Annotated in this window: 25 protein-coding genes; 22 read left to right on the top strand and 3 right to left on the bottom strand. The window is 55.9% G+C overall.

Features of this window, described 5'->3' with window-relative positions:
* Nucleotides 1-142: 142 nt before the first annotated feature.
* On the bottom strand, nt 143-331 hold the full coding sequence (locus JUE67_RS08190) for a hypothetical protein (protein ID WP_203627383.1): 189 nt from the start codon (nt 329-331) through the stop codon (nt 143-145).
* Nucleotides 324-644 carry a hypothetical protein gene (locus tag JUE67_RS08185; RefSeq protein ID WP_203627385.1) on the bottom strand — a complete coding sequence of 107 codons (321 nt, stop codon included), beginning with the start codon at nt 642-644 and terminating at the stop codon, nt 324-326. The genes JUE67_RS08190 and JUE67_RS08185 overlap by 8 nt, the downstream gene beginning before the upstream one ends.
* 88 nt (nt 645-732) lie before the next feature.
* Between JUE67_RS08185 and JUE67_RS08180 the strand changes: the two genes are divergently transcribed.
* The 7 genes from JUE67_RS08180 (at nt 733) to manA (ending at nt 9,348) form a co-directional block, all read left to right on the top strand.
* Nucleotides 733-1,419, top strand: a complete 687-nt coding sequence (locus tag JUE67_RS08180; protein WP_203627387.1) for a histidine phosphatase family protein — start codon at nt 733-735, stop codon at nt 1,417-1,419.
* A gap of 175 nt (nt 1,420-1,594) precedes the next feature.
* Entirely contained in the window at nt 1,595-2,260 is a 666-nt protein-coding gene (locus JUE67_RS08175) for a TetR/AcrR family transcriptional regulator (RefSeq protein WP_203627389.1), read from the top strand.
* Nucleotides 2,257-3,987, top strand: coding sequence for an ABC transporter ATP-binding protein (locus JUE67_RS08170; RefSeq protein WP_203627391.1), 1,731 nt, complete (start codon nt 2,257-2,259; stop codon nt 3,985-3,987). Before JUE67_RS08175 ends, JUE67_RS08170 begins: the two co-directional genes overlap by 4 nt.
* The gene (locus tag JUE67_RS08165) at nt 3,987-5,876 is read left to right on the top strand and encodes an ABC transporter ATP-binding protein (RefSeq protein WP_203627393.1); all 1,890 of its coding nucleotides are present in this window, start codon (nt 3,987-3,989) and stop codon (nt 5,874-5,876) included. The genes JUE67_RS08170 and JUE67_RS08165 overlap by 1 nt, the downstream gene beginning before the upstream one ends.
* A 554-nt stretch (nt 5,877-6,430) precedes the next feature.
* On the top strand, nt 6,431-7,312 hold the full coding sequence (locus JUE67_RS08160) for a VOC family protein (RefSeq protein ID WP_203637116.1): 882 nt from the start codon (nt 6,431-6,433) through the stop codon (nt 7,310-7,312).
* A gap of 16 nt (nt 7,313-7,328) precedes the next feature.
* Complete coding sequence (locus JUE67_RS08155) at nt 7,329-8,327, top strand: serine hydrolase domain-containing protein (protein ID WP_203627397.1); 999 nt, start codon at nt 7,329-7,331, stop codon at nt 8,325-8,327.
* Nucleotides 8,328-8,337: 10 nt separating this feature from the next.
* Nucleotides 8,338-9,348 (top strand): mannose-6-phosphate isomerase, class I, encoded by a 1,011-nt coding sequence (manA, locus tag JUE67_RS08150; RefSeq protein ID WP_203627399.1) that lies wholly within the window; start codon nt 8,338-8,340, stop codon nt 9,346-9,348.
* A 103-nt stretch (nt 9,349-9,451) separates the two neighbouring features.
* Here manA and JUE67_RS08145 read toward each other — a convergent pair whose 3' ends face one another.
* Complete coding sequence (locus tag JUE67_RS08145) at nt 9,452-10,825, bottom strand: Mur ligase family protein (RefSeq protein WP_203627401.1); 1,374 nt, start codon at nt 10,823-10,825, stop codon at nt 9,452-9,454.
* Between the two features lie 244 nt (nt 10,826-11,069).
* Here JUE67_RS08145 and JUE67_RS08140 point away from each other — a divergent pair, with 244 nt between their 5' ends.
* The 15 genes from JUE67_RS08140 to JUE67_RS08070 all read left to right on the top strand — a co-directional run bounded on the left by JUE67_RS08140 (nt 11,070) and on the right by JUE67_RS08070 (nt 24,318).
* Nucleotides 11,070-11,651, top strand: a complete 582-nt coding sequence (locus tag JUE67_RS08140; protein WP_203627403.1) for a thymidine kinase — start codon at nt 11,070-11,072, stop codon at nt 11,649-11,651.
* 8 nt (nt 11,652-11,659) lie between these two features.
* Nucleotides 11,660-12,739 (top strand): peptide chain release factor 1, encoded by a 1,080-nt coding sequence (prfA, locus tag JUE67_RS08135; RefSeq protein WP_203627405.1) that lies wholly within the window; start codon nt 11,660-11,662, stop codon nt 12,737-12,739.
* On the top strand, nt 12,732-13,562 hold the full coding sequence (prmC, locus tag JUE67_RS08130) for a peptide chain release factor N(5)-glutamine methyltransferase (RefSeq protein ID WP_203627407.1): 831 nt from the start codon (nt 12,732-12,734) through the stop codon (nt 13,560-13,562). Before prfA ends, prmC begins: the two co-directional genes overlap by 8 nt.
* Nucleotides 13,563-13,601: 39 nt before the next feature.
* A complete protein-coding gene (locus JUE67_RS08125; protein ID WP_203627412.1) occupies nt 13,602-14,612 on the top strand; it encodes an L-threonylcarbamoyladenylate synthase in 1,011 nt (336 codons plus the stop codon).
* 51 nt (nt 14,613-14,663) lie between these two features.
* Nucleotides 14,664-15,896, top strand: a complete 1,233-nt coding sequence (gene glyA, locus JUE67_RS08120; RefSeq protein WP_203627414.1) for a serine hydroxymethyltransferase — start codon at nt 14,664-14,666, stop codon at nt 15,894-15,896.
* Between the two features lie 86 nt (nt 15,897-15,982).
* Complete coding sequence (gene upp / locus JUE67_RS08115; RefSeq protein WP_203627415.1) at nt 15,983-16,612, top strand: uracil phosphoribosyltransferase; 630 nt, start codon at nt 15,983-15,985, stop codon at nt 16,610-16,612.
* A gap of 827 nt (nt 16,613-17,439) precedes the next feature.
* On the top strand, nt 17,440-18,156 hold the full coding sequence (gene atpB, locus JUE67_RS08110; protein WP_203627417.1) for a F0F1 ATP synthase subunit A: 717 nt from the start codon (nt 17,440-17,442) through the stop codon (nt 18,154-18,156).
* A gap of 15 nt (nt 18,157-18,171) precedes the next feature.
* Nucleotides 18,172-18,387 (top strand): F0F1 ATP synthase subunit C, encoded by a 216-nt coding sequence (gene atpE / locus JUE67_RS08105; protein ID WP_203627418.1) that lies wholly within the window; start codon nt 18,172-18,174, stop codon nt 18,385-18,387.
* Nucleotides 18,388-18,425: 38 nt separating this feature from the next.
* Nucleotides 18,426-18,917, top strand: coding sequence for a F0F1 ATP synthase subunit B (gene atpF / locus JUE67_RS08100; protein WP_203627420.1), 492 nt, complete (start codon nt 18,426-18,428; stop codon nt 18,915-18,917).
* The gene (gene atpH, locus JUE67_RS08095; protein ID WP_203627422.1) at nt 18,904-19,449 is read left to right on the top strand and encodes an ATP synthase F1 subunit delta; all 546 of its coding nucleotides are present in this window, start codon (nt 18,904-18,906) and stop codon (nt 19,447-19,449) included. The genes atpF and atpH overlap by 14 nt, the downstream gene beginning before the upstream one ends.
* A 22-nt stretch (nt 19,450-19,471) precedes the next feature.
* Complete coding sequence (gene atpA / locus JUE67_RS08090; RefSeq protein ID WP_203627424.1) at nt 19,472-20,986, top strand: F0F1 ATP synthase subunit alpha; 1,515 nt, start codon at nt 19,472-19,474, stop codon at nt 20,984-20,986.
* Nucleotides 20,987-20,997: 11 nt separating this feature from the next.
* Entirely contained in the window at nt 20,998-21,924 is a 927-nt protein-coding gene (locus tag JUE67_RS08085; protein WP_125697366.1) for a F0F1 ATP synthase subunit gamma, read from the top strand.
* Nucleotides 21,925-21,945: 21 nt separating this feature from the next.
* Nucleotides 21,946-23,403, top strand: a complete 1,458-nt coding sequence (gene atpD / locus JUE67_RS08080) for a F0F1 ATP synthase subunit beta (protein ID WP_203627426.1) — start codon at nt 21,946-21,948, stop codon at nt 23,401-23,403.
* Nucleotides 23,404-23,438: 35 nt separating this feature from the next.
* On the top strand, nt 23,439-23,849 hold the full coding sequence (locus tag JUE67_RS08075; RefSeq protein WP_203627559.1) for a F0F1 ATP synthase subunit epsilon: 411 nt from the start codon (nt 23,439-23,441) through the stop codon (nt 23,847-23,849).
* 232 nt (nt 23,850-24,081) lie between these two features.
* Nucleotides 24,082-24,318 (top strand): DUF1146 family protein, encoded by a 237-nt coding sequence (locus tag JUE67_RS08070; protein ID WP_125697368.1) that lies wholly within the window; start codon nt 24,082-24,084, stop codon nt 24,316-24,318.
* Nucleotides 24,319-24,323 lie beyond the last annotated feature (5 nt).

The following is a 24,323-nucleotide window of genomic DNA, read 5'->3' as shown; positions in this document are numbered from 1 at the left end:
GAAGCACTTAACGAACGAATAATATCTTACAAAATACCACGCCAGCTGTCAACCGCATTTGCAGACTTTTTTAAAAAGTGGCGTTTTTTCCGCAAACATGGCGCTAGTGGGTCTTTTGGCCGGCGTGCTAAACTAGAGGTGGTCATTGGTGATGGTCGAGCAGCCAAAGAAAGCCTGCGTAGCCGATGCAAAGGGCGGCGAAGATCAATAAGGCCAAGGCGGCGAAGCTGAGCCAACGCAGGCCAAAGCTCAAGGCGCCTAGCCACAGCAGGCCGGCGAGCAAACACGCGCGCAGGGTGCGGGCCAGCAGTTTTTTGACGGGCTCACTCAAAGGAGACCTCGATGAACAGATGGCCGGAGCCAGAAATGTGGCTCGTGGTCATCCAGATCTCCTCTGGTACCTGGGGGTCATCCGGCGCGATCAGCTCCGCCAGCCAGCGCACCAATTTTTGATTGCTGACGATGAAGTCATCCGGCAAGCGAAAGGCGTTGAGGCGTTCCTCGGGAAAAAGTTCCGCTTGGCATGGGAAAATGACTTGGTCAGAAAGGGCAAACGCGATGACATTTGAATAGCCTCGGCGAATCAATGTGACCTGCTGAGGATGGGTGTGCAAATATTCAAGAACTTGCGTGGGAATTTTCATCGCGCTGCCTCCGTCTTAAGTCGCTGGTTGCCCTGCGCCTTGCATGATAGCATGAAAATAGCTCGATGTATAGAATGGAGGATGCGAGATGACAGTCCATTTTTATCTAGTGCGTCACGGCGAAACACAGATGAATCGCAAGCAGCACATGCAGGGGGTGACGGATGCGCCGCTGACTGAAAAGGGGGTCGCGCAGGCCGACGCATTGGGTGCGGCGCTGGCCAAGGTGCCGTTTGCCCAGGCATACAGCTCGGACCGAAAGCGCGCCGTTGCCACCGCTCAGCATATTTTGGCGGCCACGCCGTCTGCCCCTGCCTTGATGCGCCTGGCCAGCCTGCGCGAATATTATTTCGGCGGGCTGGAAGGCATGAGCTCGGCCCAGGTGATGCGCCTGTCCGTTCAGCGCTACGGCCTGCGCGCGATGCCCCAGGTGTGGCAAGGCGGCGACCGCTTCGCAAAATTGGTCCGCAATTTTCAAAAGCTGGATGACACAGGCCAGGCAGAGAGCTTGCCGGCCCTGCAAAAGCGGATGCGCGACGTGTTCCAGCGCCTCGCGGATCAGGCGCCGGTATCCGGCAACGTGCTGGTGGTCGGGCATGGCCTGAGTTTGTCGGCCATGATCGAGTGGGTCAAGCCGCAGTCGGTGCCGATCGGTTTACTGAAAAACACCAGTGTGACGCGGCTTGATTTTGATCAGACTACCGGCACCTGGCAAGTGGTGGCGGTGAACCTCACCGCTTCTCAGGCAGCTGCACTGGCGACGCCTAGTTTATAGAAGAAACAGAAATGACGGGTCTGCTCACTGGCCGCGGCCAGAGGCGGACCCGTTTGCTGTCTAAATATGACTTTTTTGTGAAAATCGAGACAGAGCATTGCACCGCATGACCATGACGCGTAGAATGACAACTTGTCACATGACAGAACGTCATACCCCAATGAAAGGAGCGGCCATGCCTAAATCCACCTTCTATCGGCTTGCAGATGAAAAGCGCCAACGCTTGATCGTCGCGGCCTACAACGAGTTTTCTCGCGCGCCGTTTGCCGATGCCAGTATCAGCAATATTATCAAAGAAGCCGGCATTCCGCGCGGCAGTTTTTATCAATATTTTGAAGATAAAAGTGATGTCTTCTTTTACCTGCTGGACCTGATTCGGCAAAGTGCAAATGTTTGGCTGAAAGACGCACTGAGCGCCAATCACGGCGATCTGTTTGCCACCATGCATGAGGTGGTCGAGCGGCTGGTCGAGACGATCACCACTGGGCCGTACCACGCCTTTTATGGCAACCTATTCATGTATATGGATTTTCATTCCGCGGATAAGATGGCGAGGGAAGGCACTGGGCCGGTCATGCCGCCACACGGCCCCAAGAAAGGCGAGTTCGCGTCTTTTTTGTTGGAAAATGTGGACCGCGACCGGCTGCGGGTCAAGGCAGATGATGATCTGCGCGTCTTGATTCATCAGCTCTTTGGGATGTTGATGCAATCGATCGGCCATTATTTCAATCAGCTGGCCAGTGGGGCACAGCTCAGTTCGGATGAATTAAAACGGCGTCTGGACCAGCAACTTGATTGGTTGCAGTTCGGCGTCGGTGAAACAAAGGAGGAGAAGCAATGATCAAACTCGCAAAAGGCAGGGTCTCCCTGTGGGCGATCCTGGCCGCGGTCGGGTTCATGATCGTGCAGGTGATTTCAAGTCTTTACCTGCCCAATCTGACCGCGGACATCGTGAACAACGGGGTCGTGACTGGCGATATCGATTATATCTGGAAGACCGGGTATAAAATGATCGCCTTTGCGATCTTAAGTGTGGTCGCCAGTGTCGCCAACGTGTATGTGGCGTCTAAGGTCTCACAGAAACTGGGCCAACGTATTCGCTCAGATGTTTATCGCAAAGTGATCAACTATTCGCATGATGAGATGGATCAGATCGGCGCAAGCAGCCTGATCACCCGGACCACCAACGACGTGACGCAGATTCAAAACGTCTGGGTCATGATCTTGCGGATGATGATCATGGCGCCGATCATGCTGGTTGGCGCGGCGTTTCTGGCTTACCAAAAGAGCCCGGCGCTGACCAACATCTTCTTGATCGTTTTGCCGATCATGGCGGTGTTCATGGGCGTGGTGATGTATTTCGCCGTGCCGCTGTTCCGCGCGATGCAGAAGAAAACCGATAACATCAACTTGGTCTTCCGTGAAGGCCTGACCGGGGTCCGCGTCATTCGCGCCTTTCGTCAGGATCAGTTCGAACAGGACCGTTTTGATGGCGTCAACAAGGATTACACCAACAACGCGGTGAAAGTCTTTTCCATCATGGCCTTGATGTTTCCGGTGATGACGCTGATCATGTCCGGGACCAACATCGGAATCACCTGGTGGGGCGGCCACTTGATCGCCCAGCAGTCGCTTGAAACAGGGAACATGATCGCGTTTTTGACTTACGCGATGCAGATTCTCATGAGTTTCATGATGCTGTCGATGATCTTCGTGTTCATTCCGCGCGCCCAGGCGTCTGCGGTCCGAATCAACGAAGTGCTGGCTCAGACCACGACGCTTCAGTCCCCGGCGACGCCAAAAGAAATGGCGACGGACAAGCCGCAGTTGCGCTTTGATCACGTCAAGTTCCGCTATGCCGGCGCTGAAGAACCTGCGCTGACCGACATCGATTTTGACATGCATGCCGGTCAAACATTGGCGATCATCGGCGGGACCGGGGCTGGGAAATCGACTTTGGTCAACCTGATGCCACGTTTTTACGACGTGGAAGAAGGGGCCGTTGAAGTCGATGGCCAAAATGTGAAGGATCTGGATCTGCAGGAACTGCATCGCCAGATCGCGTTTGTGCCGCAAAAGGCCAACCTGTTCACAGGCACCGTGCGCGACAACATGAAATACGGCAACGAAGATGCGACGGATGATGAGATCTGGCATGCGCTTGAAGTGGCGCAGGCCAAGGATTTCATCAGCGAAAATCCGGAAGGCCTGGATTATCACGTCGAGCAAGGCGGCGGCAACTTCTCCGGTGGCCAGCGTCAGCGGTTGGCGATCGCCCGCGCCTTAGTCAAGGACGCGTCAGTTTATGTGTTTGATGACAGTTTTTCCGCGCTGGACTTTAAGACGGATGCTGAATTGCGTCAAGCACTGAAAGAGGACGCCAAGATTTCCTCGCGTATTGTCGTGATCGTCGGCCAGCGTGTGTCGACGGTGGCGGATGCCGATACGATCCTCGTGCTGGAAGACGGCAAGATGGTCGGCCGCGGCACCCATGCCGAGCTCAAGGCAACCAATGATACCTATCAAGAGATCATCAAGTCGCAGATCAGGGAAGGGGACGAAGCGTAATGGCAGAAGATACGAAATCGACGAATCGTCCAATGCGCGGCCCCGGCGGCCCTGGCCATGGCCCGGGTGGCTTGGTTGAAAAGCCAAAGAATTTCTGGGGCACCACGTTCCGTTTGTTCGGCTACATGAAGTCCCGGCTGGCCGGCATCGTGATCGTTGTCCTGCTGGCGATCGTGTCCGCGATCTTCCAGATCCGGACGCCAAAAGTCTTAGGCCAGGCGACCACCGAGATCTTTAAGGGCTACATGAAGGGTGCCGCCATGCAAAAGGCCGGCATCAAGATGACGGAGTTCCCAATCAATTTTGGCAAGATCGAGAACATCATTATCATCGTCATCTTCATGTACCTGGCGTCTGCGCTGTTTAGCTTCTTGCAGCAGTACATCATGACCCGCATCTCTCAGCGCACCGTGTATGACCTGCGCAAGGAGCTCAAGGGCAAGATGCAGACGGTGCCGATCAATTATTACGACACCCACAGCAACGGGGATATCATGTCCCGTGCGATCAACGATATGGATAACATCGCTGGAACCCTGCAACAGAGTCTCACGCAGTTGGTCACATCGACGGTCACCTTTATTGGGACATTGTGGATGATGCTGACGATCAGTTGGAAAATGACCTTGATCGCGCTGGTCACCATTCCACTTTCCTTGGTCATTGTCGGCATCGTGGCCCCGAAGTCGCAGCGCTATTTTGCCGCTCAGCAAAAAGCACTTGGTCTCTTGAACAACCAGGTCGAAGAAAATTATTCCGGCCAGGTGATCATCAAGTCCTTCAACCGTGAAGACGTGGTGATGGCCAACTTCGAAAAGGAAAACCAGCAGTTCTACAATGCCGCGTGGAAAGCGCAGTTCGTTTCTGGCATCATCATGCCGCTGATGACGTTCCTGAATAACATCGGTTACGTCTTCGTCGCCATCATCGGGGGCATCAGCGTTTCCAACGGCTCTGTCTCGATTGGGGATGTGCAGGCGTTTCTGCAATACACCCAGCAGTTCTCCCAGCCGATCTCACAGCTGGCCAACCTCGCCAACACCATTCAAAACACCGTCGCTTCTGCGGAACGTGTCTTTGAAGTGCTGGACGAAAAAGACATGGAGGACAAGCCTTCTGGTCTGCCTGTGCCAGCCGTTGAAAATGATCCGAACAAACTGGTCATGGATCACGTCAAGTTTGGCTATGATGGCAGCCCGATCTTGATGGAAGATTACTCGCTGGCCGTCAAGCCAGGCGAGATGATCGCCATCGTTGGGCCGACCGGGGCCGGCAAGACCACCGTCATCAACATGCTCGAGCGCTTCTATGATGTCAAAGGCGGTTCCATTCGCCTCGATGGCACGGATACCCGTGACATGAGTCGAGAAGACTTGCGCAGCCATTTTGCGATGGTTCTGCAGGATACTTGGCTGTTCACCGGCACCATTTGGGACAACTTGAAGTATGGCCGCGAAGATGCCTCCAAGGAGCAGATCCTTGAAGCAGCCAAGGCGGCGCATGTGGATAACTTTGTCCGTCAGCTGCCGAAGGGGTACGACACGGTCTTGAACGAAGACGCGTCCAATATCTCGCAAGGCCAGCGCCAGCTGTTGACCATCGCCCGGGCGTTTGTCGCCGATCCGGACATCTTGATCTTGGATGAAGCGACTAGCTCCGTCGACACCCGGACTGAGGTGCACATCCAGCACGCGATGGGTCGGTTGCTCAAGGGCCGGACGAGTTTCGTCGTCGCCCACCGACTGAGTACGATCCGGGATGCGGACAACATCATTGTCATGAACCACGGCTCGATCGTCGAGACCGGGAACCATGATCAATTGATGGCGAAAAACGGCTTCTACGCCGATCTGTACAACAGTCAGTTCTCTGGGAATGTTGAGATCTAAGCGCACAATATTGATCCGGCCTCGTCGCATTGCGGCGGTGGCCGGATCTTTTTTTGGAAGTGGGACAAATGCCGCTTTTGGGTCCGACAGGTAAGCGGTCCAAGCGCCAGGTCCGTTCTTTGGACTGGGTGATCGAATCCGTAGCTGTTCGGACCCGGACAATTGGACCACGACACTGCTGTAACATCAGGGCGCGATACTGGCACTAGGACAACGATATTTTGTCGCAGGGCAACGTTCTTTGTTGCGAGCCTGCGCACCCTTTTGCAGTTGGGCTTCGGCTCGCAGGGGTGGGACATTTAGCTGACCTAGGCACTCGGTGGCAAGGGACGCCACCAAGCACCTAGGCCAAGCTAGCTGCCCACCCCTAAACGCGAGCCTGCGCACCCTTTTGCAGTTGGGCTTCGGCTCGCATGGCGGGGACATCTAACTGTCTCGTGTGCTCGAGGCGAAGTGCGCCTCAATCACCCGAGCCAAGTTAGCTGCCCCTCCATCCCGCGAGCCTGCGCACCCTTTTCCAGACCGGATTCCAGCTTTTTTCCTCGTCTGCGTGTATGCTTTGCGCAAAGGGGGCGATGGTCGTGAAGGGGCATTTTATTTTGGATGCGGCCACACGCATCGGTTTCATCGCGCTGAAAGTGGCGGAGGCTGAGCCGGTCGCAGACTGGTATCGGCAAATGGGGTTTGAGACCCTTCAGGAAAAAGAGAAGCAGGTGATGCTGGGCATTCACGCTGACCGCAAAGTTTTGCTGATCTTGCAAGAAGTCGTGGGGCTTCAGCCAAATGGGCCGTTGACGGGCCTCAGCGGGTTTTCGGTGATGCTGCCCACTCGGCCAAGCCTGCTGGCGGCGTATCGGCGGGTGTCCGCCCGGGAAAAGGTGCAAGGTTTTACCACCACTTGGGGGCTGGGCTTCACGACGGTCGATCCGCTTGGCAATGCGGTGACGTTTGCCTATGACGAAGAGGGACCGACCAAGCCGCCGGGGTATCGCTGGCGCAGTGCGGACCGAATCGCCGCTGCACCGGCTTTGTTTGCGGGCGGGGCGGACGAGCGCACGATGCCGGTCGGGACCACCCTGGGGCAACTGGTCGTGCGGGTGCATTCGCTGGCAGAGACGCTCCCGTATGTGACGCAGGTGCTTGGGTTTGACGAGCTGCCGGGCAAGCAGTCACCTGGCCAATTTTCGCTGACGGTCGGCAACGCCACCATGCACATCATGCTGACGCTGGAGGAGGACCCACGCGCGCTGCCGCCCATGCCGGACCATTTTGGCGCCAAGTATGTCAATCTGGTGGTACCCAACACGCTGATCTTGCGGCTGCTGCGCGCGAACCTTGCCACCGCGCCGGGAAGCTCCTATCATTATGATGAAAAGAAGCGCTACTTGATGGCGGCCGGGCCGAACCGGTTGACCATGTGGTTCAGTGTGCTGTAGCGCAAAAGGAGTCCGTATGACAGAAACAGATGACGCGATCACGCAATTGATCACCGACCACATTGTGCCAGGGGCTAGCTGGGCAGTCTTGGCGCCAGACAGCGTTGCAACGCATGTGGCAGGCATGGCGCAGGTGTTGCCCACGGCGGAACCCTTGCGCCCGAACATGGCCTATGATCTAGCTAGCCTGACGAAGGTGCTGGGCACCACCACCGTCTTTTTACAAGCGGTTGAGGAAAAACGGGTGACGCCGGATGCGGCATTGGCGGACTTTATTCCAGGATTTCACCAGCCGACCACATTTCGCCAGGCGCTGACGCACACGTCGGGGCTTGAGGGCTACATTCCACACCGCGACAGCTTGCCGGCCAAAGCACTGAAGGCGGCGTTGATCGAGGCGATGCAGGTCACGGGTGAATGTGATCGGCAAGTCGTTTACCGGGACGTTAATCTGCTGCTGGTAGGCTGGGCGCTGGAAACGATCTATGGGGCGCCGATTCAGGACCTGATCGAAACGCGGGTGCTCACGCCGCTTGGGCTGAGTGGGGCGAGTTTTCACCCGGATCCGGCGCAGTGCGTCCCAACCAGCTATGATGACACGACGCAGCGGGTGCGGCGCGGGCTGGTGCATGATCCCAAAAGTGCGATCTTAGGGGCACATAGCGGCGCTGCCGGACTGTTTGCGACGTTGGGTGATCTGGTGCGATTTTCGGAGTTCGTGTTTGGCACGCGTCAGGCGGCTGCGTTTCCGGCGCTGGCCTACCGCGATCTGGTGCGTGACCAGACGAAAAATGGACTGGGACGCACCCTGGGCTGGGACTTGCGCCAGGGGGCCGGGGCGTTGTGGCTGTACCACACAGGGTACACTGGCACGTTTTGGCTCCTGCAGCCGCAACTGCAGCGCGGGCTCATCGTGCTGACGAACCGCGTGCATCCGCGGGTCAACCTAGATTTTTTGGCCAGGCGTGACGAAATCGTGGCCGGATTTCTCGCAAGCGCTTCATCACCGGCCTGAATATGCTAGAATGAGGCCTGTACGAAACAGGATAGGAGTGAACATTTTGACGGAACCAATTTTTTTGGAACCAGTCTTTCATCAAAAGATCTGGGGCGGGCGCAAGCTTGAGACCGATTTTGGCTACACCATTCCAGACGGCAAGATCGGCGAGCTGTGGGCGATCTCGGCGCATCCAAATGGCCCGAACGTGATCGAAAATGGTCCGCTGGCAGGCTTGACGCTGGACCAGGCCTGGGCGGATCATCAGGAGTATTTTGGCCATCAGCAGGGGAAAGTCTTCCCGCTGTTGACGAAGATCCTCGATGCCAACGATAGCCTCTCGGTGCAGGTGCACCCAGATGATGCCTACGCAAAGGCCCACGAGCGTCCCGGCGAGCTCGGCAAGACCGAGTGCTGGTATGTCATCGAAGCCGATCCCGGCTCGTATCTCATTTACGGCCATCACGCCAAGACCCGCGAGGAATTGGCGCAGATGATCCATGACGGCGATTGGGACGATCTGCTGCGCAAGGTGCCGGTCAAGACTGGTGACTTTGTGTATGTTCCAAGTGGCACCATCCACGCGCTGAACAAGGGCATCATGGTGCTCGAGACTCAGCAGAGCTCCGACACGACATACCGGCTGTATGATTACGACCGCGTCGGCGCCGATGGGAAAAAGCGTGAGCTGCACCTGCAGCAAAGCATCGACACGACCACTGTGCCATCCCAGGATCCAAAGCTCGACATTCAAACGGAAAAACGCGGCGACTCGACTGTCACGACCTTTGTGACCGCTCCGCTGTCACCGTTCTTCTCTGTTTATCGCATTCAGCTCAAGGGGTCCTTGGACTTTGATCGCGAGGCGCCATACACGCTGGTCTCTGTTTTGGCCGGCAACGGCACCTTCGAAGCGGATGGCAAGTCCTATCCGATCAAAAAAGGCATCCACTTCATCATTCCAAATCAGATCGAACACTGGGCATTCACCGGCGACATGGACATCATCACGTCCACGCCGGGCAAGGCTGAAGAATAAGCAAAAGGCGACGCGCATAATTCTGCGTGTCGCCTTTTTGTTAGGAATAGGTTGTGAATTTAGTTCTATGCTCGGCCAGCCCGCGCACCCTCCGCACCCTGTTTTAAAAACCAGCTTTGATATAGCCAGCCTCGCTTAATTTCTTGCGCAACTGCAGCACGGCGGTGTAGGTCGCCAGCACATAGACATGCTGGCTTGGGGCTTCTTTGAGCGCGGTGATCACGTCGCCGAGATCGGGGCGCTGAACCAATTCGGCTTCCGGCACGCCGGCGACTTGCATCCGAAACGCGATATCTTTGTAGCGCTCGCCGCCGACCAGGTAGCTGGTGGCTTTGCCGCTTTGAACCAATTGTTCGAAATTGCCGTCCCAGATCCAGCTAGTGTCGGTGCCATCTGCGTATTTTGCATTGAGCAGCATCGCAAAGGAAAATGGTTCCTGATTGCGCTGGATCATGGCGAGGACCTCGTTGAGCCCGACCGGATTTTTCACCAAGATCAAGGTGACGGCCTTGCCATCGAGGCTGATCTCCTCTTGGCGGCCAAACACTTTCTCGTCATAGGCAAACGCTTGGCTGACTTGCGCGGGGGTGATGCCAAATGCGGCGCCGACCGTGTACGCAGCCAGCGCATTGTAGACGTTATACGTGCCACCGATCTGCAGGGAAAATTCATGGCCGTCGATCGCAAATTGGGAGCTGGTCGGCGTGAGGTCGCGCACCGCCGTCACGGCATGAGCCAGCGCGGGACGCTTGAAGCCGCAATTCGGGCAGAAATAATTGCCGAGGTTGGCATAAGTGATGCCGCGGTAGTGCAAAATGTGCTCACAAACGGGGCAAAGCACGCCATCCGTGTTCGGCGGGGCCATGACGTCTGTCGTTCTTTGGTCCGCCAATTCAAACCCATAATAGGAAACGGGATTGTCCAGCGGCCGGGAGCTGAAGATCGGCGCATCGCCATTTGCGATGACTTGGGCGCTAGCGTCTAGCTGGATCCCGTTCAGGATCTTTTGGTAAGTCGTGTAGAACTCGCCATAGCGGTCCATTTGGTCGCGAAAAATGTTGGTCAACACGAACATCTTGGGATGCAAGTAGTTGGCGACCGGGGCGACGTTGGCTTCATCGACTTCCAGCACCGCTAATTTGCGTTGGCCAGCACGGGACTTGCCGCGACCATGGGCCAAAAAGGCGGCGATGATGCCCTGCATCATGTTGCTACCGGTGGGGTTGGTCAAGATGTCGTCATATTTTTGGCGGAGCACTTTGACGATCAAATTGGTGGTCAGCGTCTTGCCGTTGGTGCCGGTGACGACGATCACGTCATAATCTTTGCCCAGCGCGGCCAAAACGCTCGGGTCGATGCGCTGTGCGAGTTTGCCGGGAAGCGAACTGCCGCCTTTGAGAAATGTGTGTAAAAACCAATAGCTGCTGCGCCCGACGATCGTGGCCAGGCCGGCTTTGGCGGAATTGCGCGTTGTCAATTGCGTCCCCCCTTGTTTATCTTTGATGATAGCATATCTTCAGGCCCCGCGGCGGAACGACGGCAAAACTTAAGCGGAGAAACAGGGCGGCGACTCATCGACCAGTTTCATCCACCCAAATCACCGAAACTGAGAACCGCTTGCCACCGCCAGCCGTGTTCAATCTCGTGAAATTTGGTATACTGGAGCCAGTGTTTTTGCGCAGACGCCCGTTGTTTGTGCAGAATAAGGAAGGAGCTTCACCATGGCGCAATTATTTTTCCGCTACGGCGCGATGAACTCGGGGAAAACGATCGAGATCTTGAAAGTCGCCCATAACTATGAGGAGCAGCACAAGCAAGTGATCATCTTGACCAGCGCGGTCGATGATCGATCTGGCGTGGGCGTGATCGCCAGCCGCATCGGCATGGAACGCGCGGCTGTGCCGATTCACCACGACACCAACGTCTTTGACCTAGTCAAGGAACTGGATGCCGGCGCGGCCTGCGTGCTGATCGATGAAGCGCAGTTCTTGGAAAAGCATCACGTGTTTGAATGCGCGAAGGTCGTCGATGAGCTCCACATTCCGGTGATGGCGTTTGGCCTGAAAAATGATTTCAAGAATGAGTTGTTTGAGGGGTCTAAATACCTGCTCCTGTATGCCGACAAGATCGAAGAGATGAAAACGATCTGCTGGTTCTGCGCCAAAAAAGCCACGATGAACTTGCGCGTGCATGACGGCGTGCCCGTTTATTCCGGCGAGCAGATACAGATCGGCGGCAACGAGAGCTATTTTCCGGTCTGCCGGCACCATTATTATTTTCCGCCTGAAGAGTTAAAGGCCTAGGAGGCAACATGGATAAGATCTTTGAACAGTTGGATGGCTTGCTGGATCGCTATGACGAACTGCAGGAATTGATGAGCGATCCGGAAGTCATTCAGGATACGAAGCGCTACATGGCGTTGTCAAAAGAGGAAGGCAGCATGCGCGAGGTCGTCGCCGCCTACCGCAAATACAAGCAGGTCAAAGACGACATCGAGGAAAGCAAGGACCTGCTTGCGACCAGCAAGGATCCCGAACTGGAGGAGTTGGCCAAGGAGGACTTGGCTTCACTTGAGCCGGAGCAGGGCCAGCTGGAAGATCAGATCAAGCGGCTGATGCTGCCCAAGGACCCCAACGATGATAAGAACATCATCATGGAGATCCGCGGCGCGGCTGGCGGCGACGAGGCGAGCCTGTTTGCCGGCGACCTCTTGTCGATGTACATGAAGTACGCGGAAAAGCAGGGCTGGACCACCGAGATCATCGATGAAAATCCAACCGAGGTCGGCGGCTATAAGGAAGTTTCTGTTTTGATCACCGGCGAGAGCGTTTATTCCAAGCTTAAATACGAAAATGGGGCGCATCGCGTGCAGCGCGTGCCGGTCACAGAAAGCGCCGGCCGGGTGCATACGTCAACGGCCACGGTCGGGGTCATGCCGGAATACGATGAGGTGGATCTCGATATCGACCCCAAAGACATTCGCACCGATGTTTACCGCTCCAGCGGTGCTGGTGGGCAGCATATCAACAAGACGTCCAGTGCGGTGCGGATGACGCATTTACCGACAGGCATCGTGGTCACCATGCAAGACCAACGTTCCCAGCAGCAAAACCGCGCCAAGGCGATGCAGATCTTGCGCTCGCGTGTCTATGATTTTTACGAAAGCCAAAACGCGGATGAATATGCGGCCAAGCGGAAAACGGCGATCGGTTCAGGAGATCGCTCGGAGCGCATCCGGACCTACAATTACCCGCAAAATCGGGTGACGGACCACCGCATCAATCTGACCCTCAACAAGTTGGACCGCATCATGAACGGGGAGCTTGCGGATATCATCGACGCGCTGATCGTGCAGGATCAGACGAATAAGCTGGAATCGATCAATGACTGAGACCTATGACCAGGCGCTACGCTGGGCGGCGGGTGAGCTGGCCGGTCGCAATGATGCGGATGGGGCGCGGTATGTGCTTGAGATTCGGGGCGGCTTTTCGCCCAGTGGCCTGCAGCTCCACCGCGGCGACGCGATGCCGCCTGCGTTGTGGGCGCAGTTTCAAGAAGATGTCGCCCGCCTGCAAAACAATGAGCCGCCGCAATACATCGTCGGTGTCGCCCCGTTTTACGGGGACCTGTTCAACGTGACACCGGCTGTTTTGATTCCCAGATTTGAAACGGAAGAGTTGGTGGCCTGGGCGGCTGAAGATGAGGCCAATGCGACCAGCGGGCTGGATGTTGGCACTGGCAGTGGCGTGATCGGCCTCACGTTGGCACAGCTCTTGCCGAATTGTCGGATGACGCTCAGCGACGTGTCAGCTGCGGCCTTGGCCGTTGCCCAGAGGAACGCGACACGATTGAAGCGTCAGGCGACTTTTGTGCAAAGCGACTTGTTTGCGGCGCTGGGCGATCAGCGTTTTGATTTTGTCATCGCCAATCTACCGTATATCGCGCGCAGCGAAACGCCGGTGATGGACGCCAGCACGCTCAAGTTTGAACCTGGCCTTGCGCTGTTTGCCGAAGAGGAGGGGCTCGCGTTATTTCGAGCGTTCACCGAGCAGGTCGGCGCCCATCTGACGCCAGGCGGGTGCGTGTATCTAGAATTTGGCTATCATCAGCAGCCCGCCCTGGCCGCGTTGTTTGCGGCGGCGGTGCCGGAAGCGACGGCGACGTTCCGGCAAGATATGGCCGGCCATCCGCGGATGGTGCGGCTGGCATTTTAAAATCGATCTGAACCAAGGCACGAGACGAGGGGATATATAATGGAAACAAAAAAATTTGGTAAGGATGATCTGGCGGAAGCGGCGGCGCTGATTCGGGCGGGGGAGGTCGTCGCTTTTCCCACCGAGACCGTTTATGGGCTGGGGGCGGATGCAACCAGCGCGAAGGCGGCCCTCAAGGTATTTGAGGCGAAGCATCGGCCAGCGGATAACCCGCTGATCGTGACGGTCGCGGATCCCGCGATGGTGGCACGGTTTGCGACTGTGACACCGGATGCCGCAAAATTGATGGCCGCTTTTTGGCCTGGTCCGTTGACCATTATTCTGCCGATTTTGCCTGGCGCCTTGTCGATGGTGGTCACAGGCGGCCTGCAGACGGCGGCGTTTCGGATGCCGGCCAGCGCATTGACGCGCGCGTTGATCGCCGAGGCGGGGGTGCCGATCGTCGGGCCATCCGCAAATATTTCCGGCAAACCCAGCGCCACCCGCGCCGAACATGTGCTGCATGATTTTGACGGCCGCATCGCCGGTGTGCTCGATGATGGGCCCACAACGGTTGGGGTGGAGTCGACGGTGATCGACATGACCGTGCAGCCACCGGCGATCTTGCGGCCCGGCAAGATCGGCCCGGCCGAGCTGGCGCCGGTGATCGGCGAGGTGCAATCCGATCATCATCACGTTGGCGCCAAGGAGACGCCCAAAGCGCCTGGGATGAAATACAAACATTACGCCCCAGCGGCTCAGGTCGTGGTGGTGGATACCCCGGCGCAATTTCCGGCCGCGATCGACTGGGCGCAGGCAAGTGGTCAGCCATTTGGGGTGTTGGCCTGTGATGATATTTTGACGACGGTCGACCCGGCTGTGCCGACGTACACGCTAGGCAGCGATGTCACCACGGCGACGCACGCGCTGTTTGCGGGGCTGCGCTGGTTCGACCTGCATCCCACGGTGACGCTGATTCTCGCCCAAGCATTTCCGGCAGATGGCCTCGGTGCCGCTTACATGAACCGCCTATTAAAATCCGCTGGGAACGAACACTTTTCGCAAGACTGAATGACAATGTTCTGATATGATGAGGCTATCTTGAAAATGGAGGGCTTTTTTATGGACATGATGACGCAAGACCCGGCCGTTTTTGGTGCGATTCACGATGAGGAAGAACGCCAGCAGCACAACATTGAACTCATCGCCTCAGAAAACATTGTGAGTCCGGCGGTTCGCGCCGCCCAGGGCTCCGTGCTCACGAACAAGTACTCGGAAGGTTATCCCGGCCACCGGTTCTATGGCGGCAATCAATACATCGATGTGATCGAGCAACTGGCGATCGACCGCGCAAAGGAGTTGTTTGGCGCCGAATACGCGAACGTTCAGCCACATTCCGGCTCGCAGGCCAACGAAGCCGCCTACAGTGCCTTTTTGGAAAATGGGGACAAGGTGCTGGCCATGGATCTGACCGATGGCGGCCATTTGACGCATGGGGCGCCGATGAATTTTTCCGGCAAGATCTATCACTTCTATCATTACGGCGTGGCCCCCGAGACCGGGTTGCTCGACTACGACCGGATCCTCGAGCAGGCGCTTGAGCTGCATCCGAAAATGATCGTCGCCGGCGCCTCTGCCTATAGCCGCGCCATCGATTTTGCCAAGTTCCGCGATATCGCGGATCGCGTCGGCGCGTTTTTGATGGTCGACATGGCGCATATCGCCGGGCTTGTCGCGGGTGGGCAGCACCAAAATCCGGTGCCGTATGCTGATGTCGTGACGACCACCACCCATAAGACCTTGCGCGGCCCCCGCGGCGGCATGATCTTGGCCAAGGCACAATATGGCAAGGCGCTGAACGCCGCTGTTTTCCCCGGCACGCAAGGCGGCCCACTGGATCACGTGATCGCGGCAAAGGCTGTTGCCTTGGGCGAGGCGCTGCGTCCGGAGTTCAAGGATTATGCCAAGGCCGTGGTCACCAACATGCAAGCCATGTGCGAGGGCTTCCTGGATGATCCGCAGCTGCGGTTGATCTCGGGCGGCAGCGACAATCATCTGGTGTTGGTCGATGTAACGGGCTACGGGCTCAATGGCCGGCAGGTGCAAGACTTACTGGACAGCGTGATGATCACAGCCAACAAGAATCAGATTCCTGGCGAGCAAAATGGGCCGTTCAAGACTTCGGCTATTCGCGTTGGGACTGCGGCGATCACGACGCGCGGTTTTAGCCCGGCTGAATGCAAGACAGTCGCCCATTTGATCTCACGGGCCATTGCTGAGCGCGACGATCAAGCAAAACTTGATGAAATTCGCCAGTCAGTACTTGCGCTCACAGGGGCTCATCCTTTATCATAGGAAAGGTTTTGTGCACTTACAGTTGCGCCTTGTTGCCCCGCGTGGGCGGCAAGGCGCATGTCATATGATCGAAGGAGGACCCTTGCATGGGCAAATTTACGGTTTTGAACCACCCGCTGATTCAGCATAAGCTGACCTTGATTCGGGATAAGAATGCAGGCACCAAAGAGTTTCGCGAGATCGCAAACGAGATCGCGGAGTTGATGGTGTACGAGATCACGCGCGACCTGCCACTGGAGGACGTCGAGATCGAGACCCCGATGGGCAAAACGGTTCAAAAGCAGCTCGCTGGTAAGAAGCTTTGCATCGTGCCGATCTTGCGCGCAGGATTGGGCATGGTCGATGGCGTTTTGGAACTCATTCCGGCAGCCAAGGTCGGCCACGTCGGCATGTACCGCGATGAAAAGACGCTTAAGCCGCACGAGTATTTCGTAAAGATGCCTGCTGACATCGACCAGCGTGACATGATCATTGTCGATCCAATGCTGGCGACCGGTGGCTCCGCTAACATGGCCATCGAGGCGCTGAAGAAGCGCGGCGCCCAGAGCATTCGCCTGGTCGTTTTGGTTGCGGCGCCTGAAGGGGTCAAGGCTGTTCAAGACGAAAATTCGGATGTCGACATCTACGCCGCTGCGCTCGATGATCATCTGAATGAAAATGGCTATATCGTGCCAGGACTTGGTGACGCAGGTGACCGGTTGTTTGGGACAAAGTAAAGATGCTACTATTAAGGTTGAGTGAAAGCTCAACCTTTTTTGATGCCGCCGTTTTCGAGCATCGTGAGTCTGGGCACCCTTTGCAGTTGGGCTCCGGCTCGCATGGTGGGGACATCTAACTGTCTTGTGCACTCGGTGGCAAGGGGCGCCACCAAGCACCCAAGCCAAGTTAGCTGCCCCACCATCCCGCGAGCCTACGCACCCTTTTTTAGTTGGGCTCCGCGGGGCAGGGGTGGGACATCTAGTTGACCCAGTTACTCGGGGCCAAGACCAGCCCCAAGCGTCTGGGCCAAACTAGCTGCTCGCCCCAAAGCGCCCCGCTCCGCACCCCTTGCAGTTGGGCTTCGGCTCGAATGGTGGGGACATCTAACTGTCTTGTGCACTCGGTGGCTAAGAGCGCCACCAAGCGCCCAAGCCAAGTTAGCTACCCCACCATCCCGCGAGCCTACGCACCCTTTTTCAGCTTACGATTTTCTAAAGTTGCGGGGATGACTAGCATTTCGTACTTACAAGGTGTAAAACAGGGGAGTTGCGGTTCAGTGTCGCGCGCTTGCGTGGCGTCCGTCATACACTTGTCAAACTGCACCGCCATCCGGCTGAAAAGAAGCCGCTTTCACTGAAAAAAACGATGAAAAGCCCCGTGTGGTAGGCATTAAAAAACCATGAATCGTTTTGTCTTTTCATGTGAATGGTGTTACAGTAATGGTTGTGTTTTGGGGGATCTGTATCCGTCATACCGCGATTTTTAAAACTCGCGCGCTGGCAAGCACGGCCGCTTGCGGCTTTCATACATACTAGCGAGTCAGTTTTGCAAGGAGGTGAATTCTGTGAACGAAAAATATCCCTATGTTACATTTCTCGGGCTCCATTTCAATCTGACCAACGACATTGCGATCTTGGTCTCCGCCGTGATCGTATTTTTCTTGCTCTTTTGGCTGGCGCGCAAGCCGCAGCTGAGACCAGGGGGCAAGCAAAATGTCTTGGAATATCTGATCGACTTCACCAATGGAATCGTCAAACAGGCGATGCCGGGTCCTGAAGGCAATCGATTTGGGCTTCTGGCATTGGTGCTGTTTGTTTTCATCTTTGTCAGCAACCAGATTGGGCTGATCTTCCAGGTCGATGCTGGCGGTTTGACCTGGTTCCGCTCGCCGACTGCTGATCCTGTGATCACGATGGGCCTCGCGCTGATCGTCCTAGTGATGTCGCATTTCTTCGGGGTCGCTGTCAAGGGCATTTCCGGGTATCTGAAGGGATACGTTTCGCCAGTTGCATTTTTGGCACCGATCAATGTGATCGAAGAGTTTACCAACTTTATCACATTGGCGCTACGTCTTTATGGGAATATCTATGCTGGGGAAGTCCTGCTTCTGCTTGTTCGACAGCTTGCATTTTCCGGTGCTGGCGGTCCAGTCAGCTTTGTTGCAGGATTCCTGCTGGAGATCATCTGGCAAGGGTTCTCAGTCTTCATTGGTTCGATCCAAGCATATATCTTTGTCACCCTGGCGATGGTCTACACCTCGCACAAGGTAGTTTCGGAATAATAGGAGGAAAAGAATATGAACTACATCGCAGCTGCTATCGCATCCGCCTTTGCCGCGCTTGCCGCATCCTATGGTAACGGCCAAGTCATCTCCAAGACGCTTGAGAGTATGGCACGCCAGCCGGAGATCTCCGGTCAGCTTCGTGGGACCATGTTCATCGGTGTCGGCATGATCGAAGCTGTTCCGATCATGTCGATCGTTATCGCGTTCATGTTGCTACTCGCCAAGTAAGCACCGACTATCTTGTCTAGAAAGGAGTGGCATGATCAATGGCTACATTAGGTGATACGCTTTTTCTGGTCGCGACGTTTGTTGTCCTGCTTATTTTGGTCGGGCATTTTGCGTGGAAACCAGTCACCAAGATCATGACAGAGCGCCAGACCAAGGTCGATGGTGACCTGGATTACGCAGAAAACGCGCGTAATGAGGCGCAGACCCTCCAAGCAAAGCGTGAGGCAGAGCTCAAGAACTCCCGCGCCGATGCCGTCAAGATCGTCAATACGGCGAAGGAAAACGGTGAAAAGCAGCGTCAGCAAATGCTCGATACCACGACGCAAGAAGTCGCGACGTTGAAGCAAAATGCGAGTGCCGACATCGCCCAAGAGCGCCAAGATGCGCTTGCGAGTGCGAAGGACGACGTTGCCGAACTCTCCGTTGCAATTGCAACGAAGATCATCGGTAAGGAACTGAACGCAGCCGATCAGCAGGCGCTGATCGACGATTACATCAAAGGCTTAGGTGATGCCAATGGCGTTGACTGATCGCGCTGTGGCACCGCGCTATGCCAAGGCCTTGTTTGAAGCGGCTGAAGACCAGCAGCTTCAATCACAGGTCCATGATGAACTTCAGGCTTTGCTCGGCGTGGTCGAGCAAGAAGCTGGCCTGATGCAACTGCTCACATCTCAGACTGTCCCGCAGCAGGCAAAAACTGAGCTGGTGGCCGCCATGTCTGATGGCGCCAGTGACTTGGTGAAAAATCTGCTCACGATTTTGGCCGGCAACGGCCGCATCGGCGGGCTCAAAGATGTGATCGACGATTATGAGCGACGCTATGAAGCGACCAACGGCATTTTGTCCGCGACCGCGACCACAGCTGTTGCTTTGACCGACGATCAGGCAGCGGCATTACGCCAAGCAATCGCAAAGAAATTTGACGTCCAGCGTGTGACCCTTACCCAAAAGGTTGATGCGCACATTGTGGGCGGCGTCAAAGTCGAGACTGGGACCGCCATTATCGATGGCACAGTCGCCACTCGACTGAAGAAGCTCCACACATTGCTGACAGCCAAATAGCGAAAGTGAAGAGGTGAACCGGATGAGCATCAAGACTGAGGAAATCAGTTCTCTCATCAAAAAACAACTAGAAAATTACCATGATGACCTCGATGTTCAAGAAGTCGGCACGGTGACCTACGTCGGTGACGGGATCGCACGTGCAACAGGCCTTGAAAATGCGATGGCCAGTGAATTGTTGCAGTTTAGCAACGGCTCATACGGGATGGCGCAAAACCTCGAGACCAATGATGTGGGTATCATTATTTTGGGGGATTTTGACGACATTCGTGAAGGTGACCAGGTCAAGCGAACTGGCCGTATCATGGAAGTGCCTGTCGGTGAAAATATGATCGGGCGCGTGGTCAACGCGCTGGGTCAGCCCATCGACGGCAATGGTCCGATTCAGACCGACCATACTCGTCCAATCGAAGTCAAGGCACCGGGCGTCATGCAGCGCCAGTCTGTTTTCGAACCATTGCAGACAGGGCTCAAAGCGGTCGACGCCTTGGTCCCGATCGGTCGTGGCCAACGTGAATTGATCATCGGCGACCGTAAGACCGGGAAGACCTCGATCGCGATCGATACGATCATCAACCAAAAAGACCAGAACATGATCTGTGTGTACGTTGCGATCGGTCAAAAGGATTCGACCGTGCGTACCCAGGTCGAGACCCTGAAGAAATACGGGGCGATGGATTACACCATCGTGCTTTCTGCTGGGCCGTCCGAACCTGCCCCAATGCTCTACATCGCGCCTTATGCCGGTGCTGCGATGGGCGAAGAGTTCATGTACAACGGCAAGCATGTCCTCATCATTTACGATGATCTGTCCAAGCAGGCCACGGCTTACCGTGAGCTCTCCTTGCTGCTCCGTCGTCCGCCTGGTCGTGAAGCCTACCCAGGGGATATCTTCTACACGCACTCCCGTTTGCTCGAGCGTGCCGCGAAGTTGTCCGATAAACTGGGTGGGGGCTCGATGACGGCTTTGCCGATCATCGAAACGCAAGCCGGCGATATCTCTGCATACATTCCGACCAACGTGATCTCGATCACCGATGGCCAGATCTTCCTGCAAAGCGACCTCTTCTATTCAGGCACACGCCCAGCGATCGATGCTGGGGCCTCTGTTTCCCGAGTGGGTGGGGATGCGCAGATCAAGGCGATGAAGAAAGTTGCCGGGACCTTGCGTTTGGACCTCGCGTCCTTCCGTGAGCTGGAAGCCTTCACGCAGTTCGGCTCCGATCTGGATGCGGCCACTCAGGCCAAACTCAATCGTGGTCGCCGGACGGTTGAAGTGCTGAAGCAGCCCGTTCACAAGCCGTTGCCAGTGGCCAAGCAGGTCTTGATCCTGTACGCGCTGACCCACGGCTTCCTGGATGCAGTGCCGATCGATGATATCACTCGGTTCCAAAACGAACTGTTCGATTATGCTGATAGCAACGGCGCGGATCTTTTGAAGACCATCGCCGAAACAGGCCAATTACCGGATACTGATAAGCTTGATGCACTCATCAAGGCCTTTGCCGATGGGTTCACCAGCAGCGCCGCGAAATAAGGAGGTGCCGCATGGCTGAATCATTGATGGACATCAAACGCCAGATCGCTTCGACCAAGAAAACAGGTCAGATCACGCAGGCCATGCAGATGGTCTCCGGGGCAAAATTGACCCAGATCGAAAAGCGAGCTGGTGAATATCAGCTCTATGCCGGTAAAGTGCGTGAGATCGTCACGCACTTGGCGGCCGCTCAGCTGCTCGCCATCGAACGCGAACAAGCCACAGAGCTTGCCGGCGATGGCAACAAAGCACGTCTGCAGTTGGCCACACTTTTGGAGCAGCGTCCTGTCAAGAAAACAGGTTATCTGGTCATCACCTCTGACCGTGGCCTTGTCGGGGCGTATAACAGCACTATTCTGAAGGCAATGATGCAGATGATCAAACAAGATCATCAGGCTGCCGATGACTATGTGATCATGGCTGTCGGTGGGGTCGGCGCGGACTTTTTCAAGGCCCGTGGCGTCAATCTCGCCTATGAGTACCGCGGGGTCTCCGATATCCCGACCTTTAACGAGGTGCGGGAGATCGTTAAGACCGCGGTCACGATGTTCGATAGTGGTGTCTTTGATGAGCTTTATGTCTGCTACAACCATCATGTCAATTCACTGACATCGGCTTTCCGCGCTGAACGGATGCTGCCGATCTCTGACCTTGATGTCGATGAAGTATCGGACAAGCCGATCGAATACATCACCGAACCGGATCCAGAACAAGTGCTTGAAGCGATTCTCCCGCAGTATGCTGAAAGTCTGATCTTCGGGGCCATTATGGACGCGAAGACAGCGGAGCATGCCGCGTCGACCACCGCGATGAAGAGTGCGACCGATAACGCAAATGATCTGATCTCTCATCTGTCTGTGACCTATAACCGGGCCCGACAGTCGGCCATCACGACCGAGATCACCGAGATCGTTGGCGGTGCTGCAGCACTTGAATAATCAACAGGGAGGACGATTTCATTGAGTAATACTATTGGTAAAATCGTGCAAGTGATCGGCCCTGTTGTCGATGTTGAATTTCCTCTTGATCAGAATCTGCCTGAGATCAACAACGCGCTTCATGTCCATAAATCCGACGACTCCCTGCTGGTGCTCGAAGTCGCTTTGGAACTTGGCGATGGCGTGATGCGGACCATCGCGATGGAGTCCACTGATGGGCTTCAGCGCGGCATGGCAGTGGAAGATACCGGCGGCCCGATCACGGTGCCAGTCGGCAAGGATACCCTTGGGCGCGTGTTCAACGTGCTTGGGGAAAGCATCGATGACGGTCCAGTATTTGGCCCTGATCACGAACGCGACGGCATCCATAAAGACGCGCCCGCCTTTGAGGATCTGAGCACGAGCTCTGACATCCTCGAGACCGGGATCAAAGTCATCGACCTGCTCGAGCCCTACCTGCGTGGGGGTAAAGTTGGTCTGTTCGGTGGTGCCGGTGTTGGCAAGACCGTTCTGATTCAGGAATTGATTCATAACATCGCCGAAGAGCACGGCGGCATCTCGGTCTTTACCGGTGTCGGCGAACGCACGCGTGAAGGGAACGACCTGTACTTCGAAATGAAGGAATCAGGCGTGCTCCAAAACACGGCCATGGTCTTTGGTCAGATGAACGAGCCGCCTGGCGCCCGGATGCGGGTCGCCTTGACTGGCCTGACCATTGCGGAATACTTCCGTGATGTCCAAGGCCAGGACGTCTTGCTTTTCATCGACAACATTTTCCGCTTCACTCAGGCGGGCTCAGAAGTTTCCGCGCTGCTTGGTCGTATTCCTTCTGCCGTTGGGTATCAGCCAACGCTGGCCACCGAAATGGGTCAGTTGCAGGAACGAATCACTTCGACCAAGAAGGGTTCTGTGACATCGATTCAGGCCATTTATGTGCCTGCCGATGATTACACGGATCCAGCGCCGGCGACGACTTTCGCCCATTTGGACGCGACGACTAACCTCGAGCGTCGCCTGACTGAGCAGGGCATCTACCCGGCCGTTGACCCGCTGGAATCTTCTTCCAGTGCGCTGACTCCGGAAATCGTTGGTGATGAGCATTACGCCGTTGCGACCCAGGTCCAGCAGGTCTTGCAGCGCTATCGTGAACTCCAGGACATCATCTCCATTTTGGGGATGGATGAATTGTCCGACGACGAAAAGATCACCGTTGCGCGTGCTCGCCGGATCCAGTTCTTCTTGTCACAAAACTTCAACGTCGCTGAGCGGTTTACCGGCCAGCCAGGGTCTTATGTCCCAGTTGAAGAAACGGTCAAAGGGTTCAAGATGATCCTTGACGGCAAGATGGATCAATATCCCGAAGATGCCTTCCGTCAGGTCGGGCGCATCGAAGAAGTGGTCGAAAAGGCCAAGAAGATGGGTTTTGCCCCTGACGATGCGGACGAGGCTGACCAGCCTGCTGCCGCCGCCGCCAATTAAGGAGGCGAGGGCCTGTGGCTGATGAAAAAACGCCGATGACGGTCAACATCGTGACGCCGGATGGTAAAGTCTATGATCACCATGCCAACATGGTCATCGTGAAGACGACTTCTGGCGAAATGGGGCTGATGGCCAATCACGAGCCAGTTGTTGCGCCTCTGGAGATCGGTGAGGTGCGTGTGCGCCGGGTCGATAATCCAGGCCACGAAGACTCGATCGCGGTCAATGGCGGCTTCATGGAGATGTCCAACAACGTCGTCTCCGTAGTCGCCGATTCCGCTGAACGTGCGCGTGATATCAACTTGTCCCGTGCCGAAGCGGCTCGTCAGCGCGCCGAAAAGCGCATTGAAGAAGCCAAAACGACTCAGGATACGGATGAACTGCAGCGTGCCCAAGTGGCCCTGCAGCGCGCCATCAACCGAATCAACGTCAAAAACGGCAACTAAACAAAAAGCGACAGTCCACCGTGTCCAACACAGGTGGCTGTCGCTTTTTTTGATTCAGGGTGCAAAGGTGCGCGGGATGGTCGGGGTGAAAGAAAGTTTGGGCATTTTGCGTTGCGGCCGCCAGCCCCCACCCGCTATTTTCAGAATAATTTCTTAAGACCTCTCACCGGTTCGCGTTTACCGCGAAATATCGGTATAATGAAAGCCAGTGGTCAATCAAGGAGGGGTGTGGATGTATCAGAGTATGGGCCTTTCTGGGCTGGTGACGCTGTTGTCGCATTTCTTTTTCATCACCCTGACGTTCAAGCTGCTGCTGAGTTTAGACATGAATAAATGGTTCAAGCCGCATCAGGTACGGGCCAGTCAGCTGCTTGTCATGTTCCTTGCGATCGCGATCGGCTATAACGTCAGCGAGTTCGTCTTATCGCTGGTTCAAAGCGCGCAGAGTCTGCCGCTGATATTCAAGTAGGCGCA

The organism is Lacticaseibacillus mingshuiensis (genome assembly GCF_016861785.1).
Classification (GTDB): Bacteria; Bacillota; Bacilli; order Lactobacillales; family Lactobacillaceae; genus Lacticaseibacillus; species Lacticaseibacillus mingshuiensis.
Note: the sequence above shows the minus strand (reverse complement) of the source record. Positions and strands in the feature narration are given on the sequence as shown.

Excerpts from the sequence above, each read along its gene's own strand:
- JUE67_RS08185 (WP_203627385.1), bottom strand. The coding sequence starts at position 644 with ATGAAAATTCCCACGCAAGTTCTTGAATATTTGCACACCCATCCTCAG.
- JUE67_RS08165 (WP_203627393.1), top strand. The coding sequence starts at position 3,987 with ATGGCAGAAGATACGAAATCGACGAATCGTCCAATGCGCGGCCCCGGC.
- atpA (WP_203627424.1), top strand. The coding sequence starts at position 19,472 with ATGAGCATCAAGACTGAGGAAATCAGTTCTCTCATCAAAAAACAACTA.
- glyA (WP_203627414.1), top strand. The coding sequence starts at position 14,664 with ATGGACATGATGACGCAAGACCCGGCCGTTTTTGGTGCGATTCACGAT.
- prfA (WP_203627405.1), top strand. The coding sequence starts at position 11,660 with ATGGATAAGATCTTTGAACAGTTGGATGGCTTGCTGGATCGCTATGAC.
- JUE67_RS08140 (WP_203627403.1), top strand. The coding sequence starts at position 11,070 with ATGGCGCAATTATTTTTCCGCTACGGCGCGATGAACTCGGGGAAAACG.
- JUE67_RS08075 (WP_203627559.1), top strand. The coding sequence starts at position 23,439 with ATGACGGTCAACATCGTGACGCCGGATGGTAAAGTCTATGATCACCAT.
- manA (WP_203627399.1), top strand. The coding sequence starts at position 8,338 with ATGAGGCCTGTACGAAACAGGATAGGAGTGAACATTTTGACGGAACCA.
- JUE67_RS08085 (WP_125697366.1), top strand. The coding sequence starts at position 20,998 with ATGGCTGAATCATTGATGGACATCAAACGCCAGATCGCTTCGACCAAG.
- JUE67_RS08160 (WP_203637116.1), top strand. The coding sequence starts at position 6,431 with ATGCTTTGCGCAAAGGGGGCGATGGTCGTGAAGGGGCATTTTATTTTG.
- JUE67_RS08070 (WP_125697368.1), top strand. The coding sequence starts at position 24,082 with ATGTATCAGAGTATGGGCCTTTCTGGGCTGGTGACGCTGTTGTCGCAT.
- JUE67_RS08170 (WP_203627391.1), top strand. The coding sequence starts at position 2,257 with ATGATCAAACTCGCAAAAGGCAGGGTCTCCCTGTGGGCGATCCTGGCC.
- upp (WP_203627415.1), top strand. The coding sequence starts at position 15,983 with ATGGGCAAATTTACGGTTTTGAACCACCCGCTGATTCAGCATAAGCTG.
- JUE67_RS08125 (WP_203627412.1), top strand. The coding sequence starts at position 13,602 with ATGGAAACAAAAAAATTTGGTAAGGATGATCTGGCGGAAGCGGCGGCG.
- JUE67_RS08175 (WP_203627389.1), top strand. The coding sequence starts at position 1,595 with ATGCCTAAATCCACCTTCTATCGGCTTGCAGATGAAAAGCGCCAACGC.
- atpF (WP_203627420.1), top strand. The coding sequence starts at position 18,426 with ATGGCTACATTAGGTGATACGCTTTTTCTGGTCGCGACGTTTGTTGTC.
- atpE (WP_203627418.1), top strand. The coding sequence starts at position 18,172 with ATGAACTACATCGCAGCTGCTATCGCATCCGCCTTTGCCGCGCTTGCC.
- JUE67_RS08155 (WP_203627397.1), top strand. The coding sequence starts at position 7,329 with ATGACAGAAACAGATGACGCGATCACGCAATTGATCACCGACCACATT.
- JUE67_RS08180 (WP_203627387.1), top strand. The coding sequence starts at position 733 with ATGACAGTCCATTTTTATCTAGTGCGTCACGGCGAAACACAGATGAAT.
- prmC (WP_203627407.1), top strand. The coding sequence starts at position 12,732 with ATGACTGAGACCTATGACCAGGCGCTACGCTGGGCGGCGGGTGAGCTG.
- atpH (WP_203627422.1), top strand. The coding sequence starts at position 18,904 with ATGGCGTTGACTGATCGCGCTGTGGCACCGCGCTATGCCAAGGCCTTG.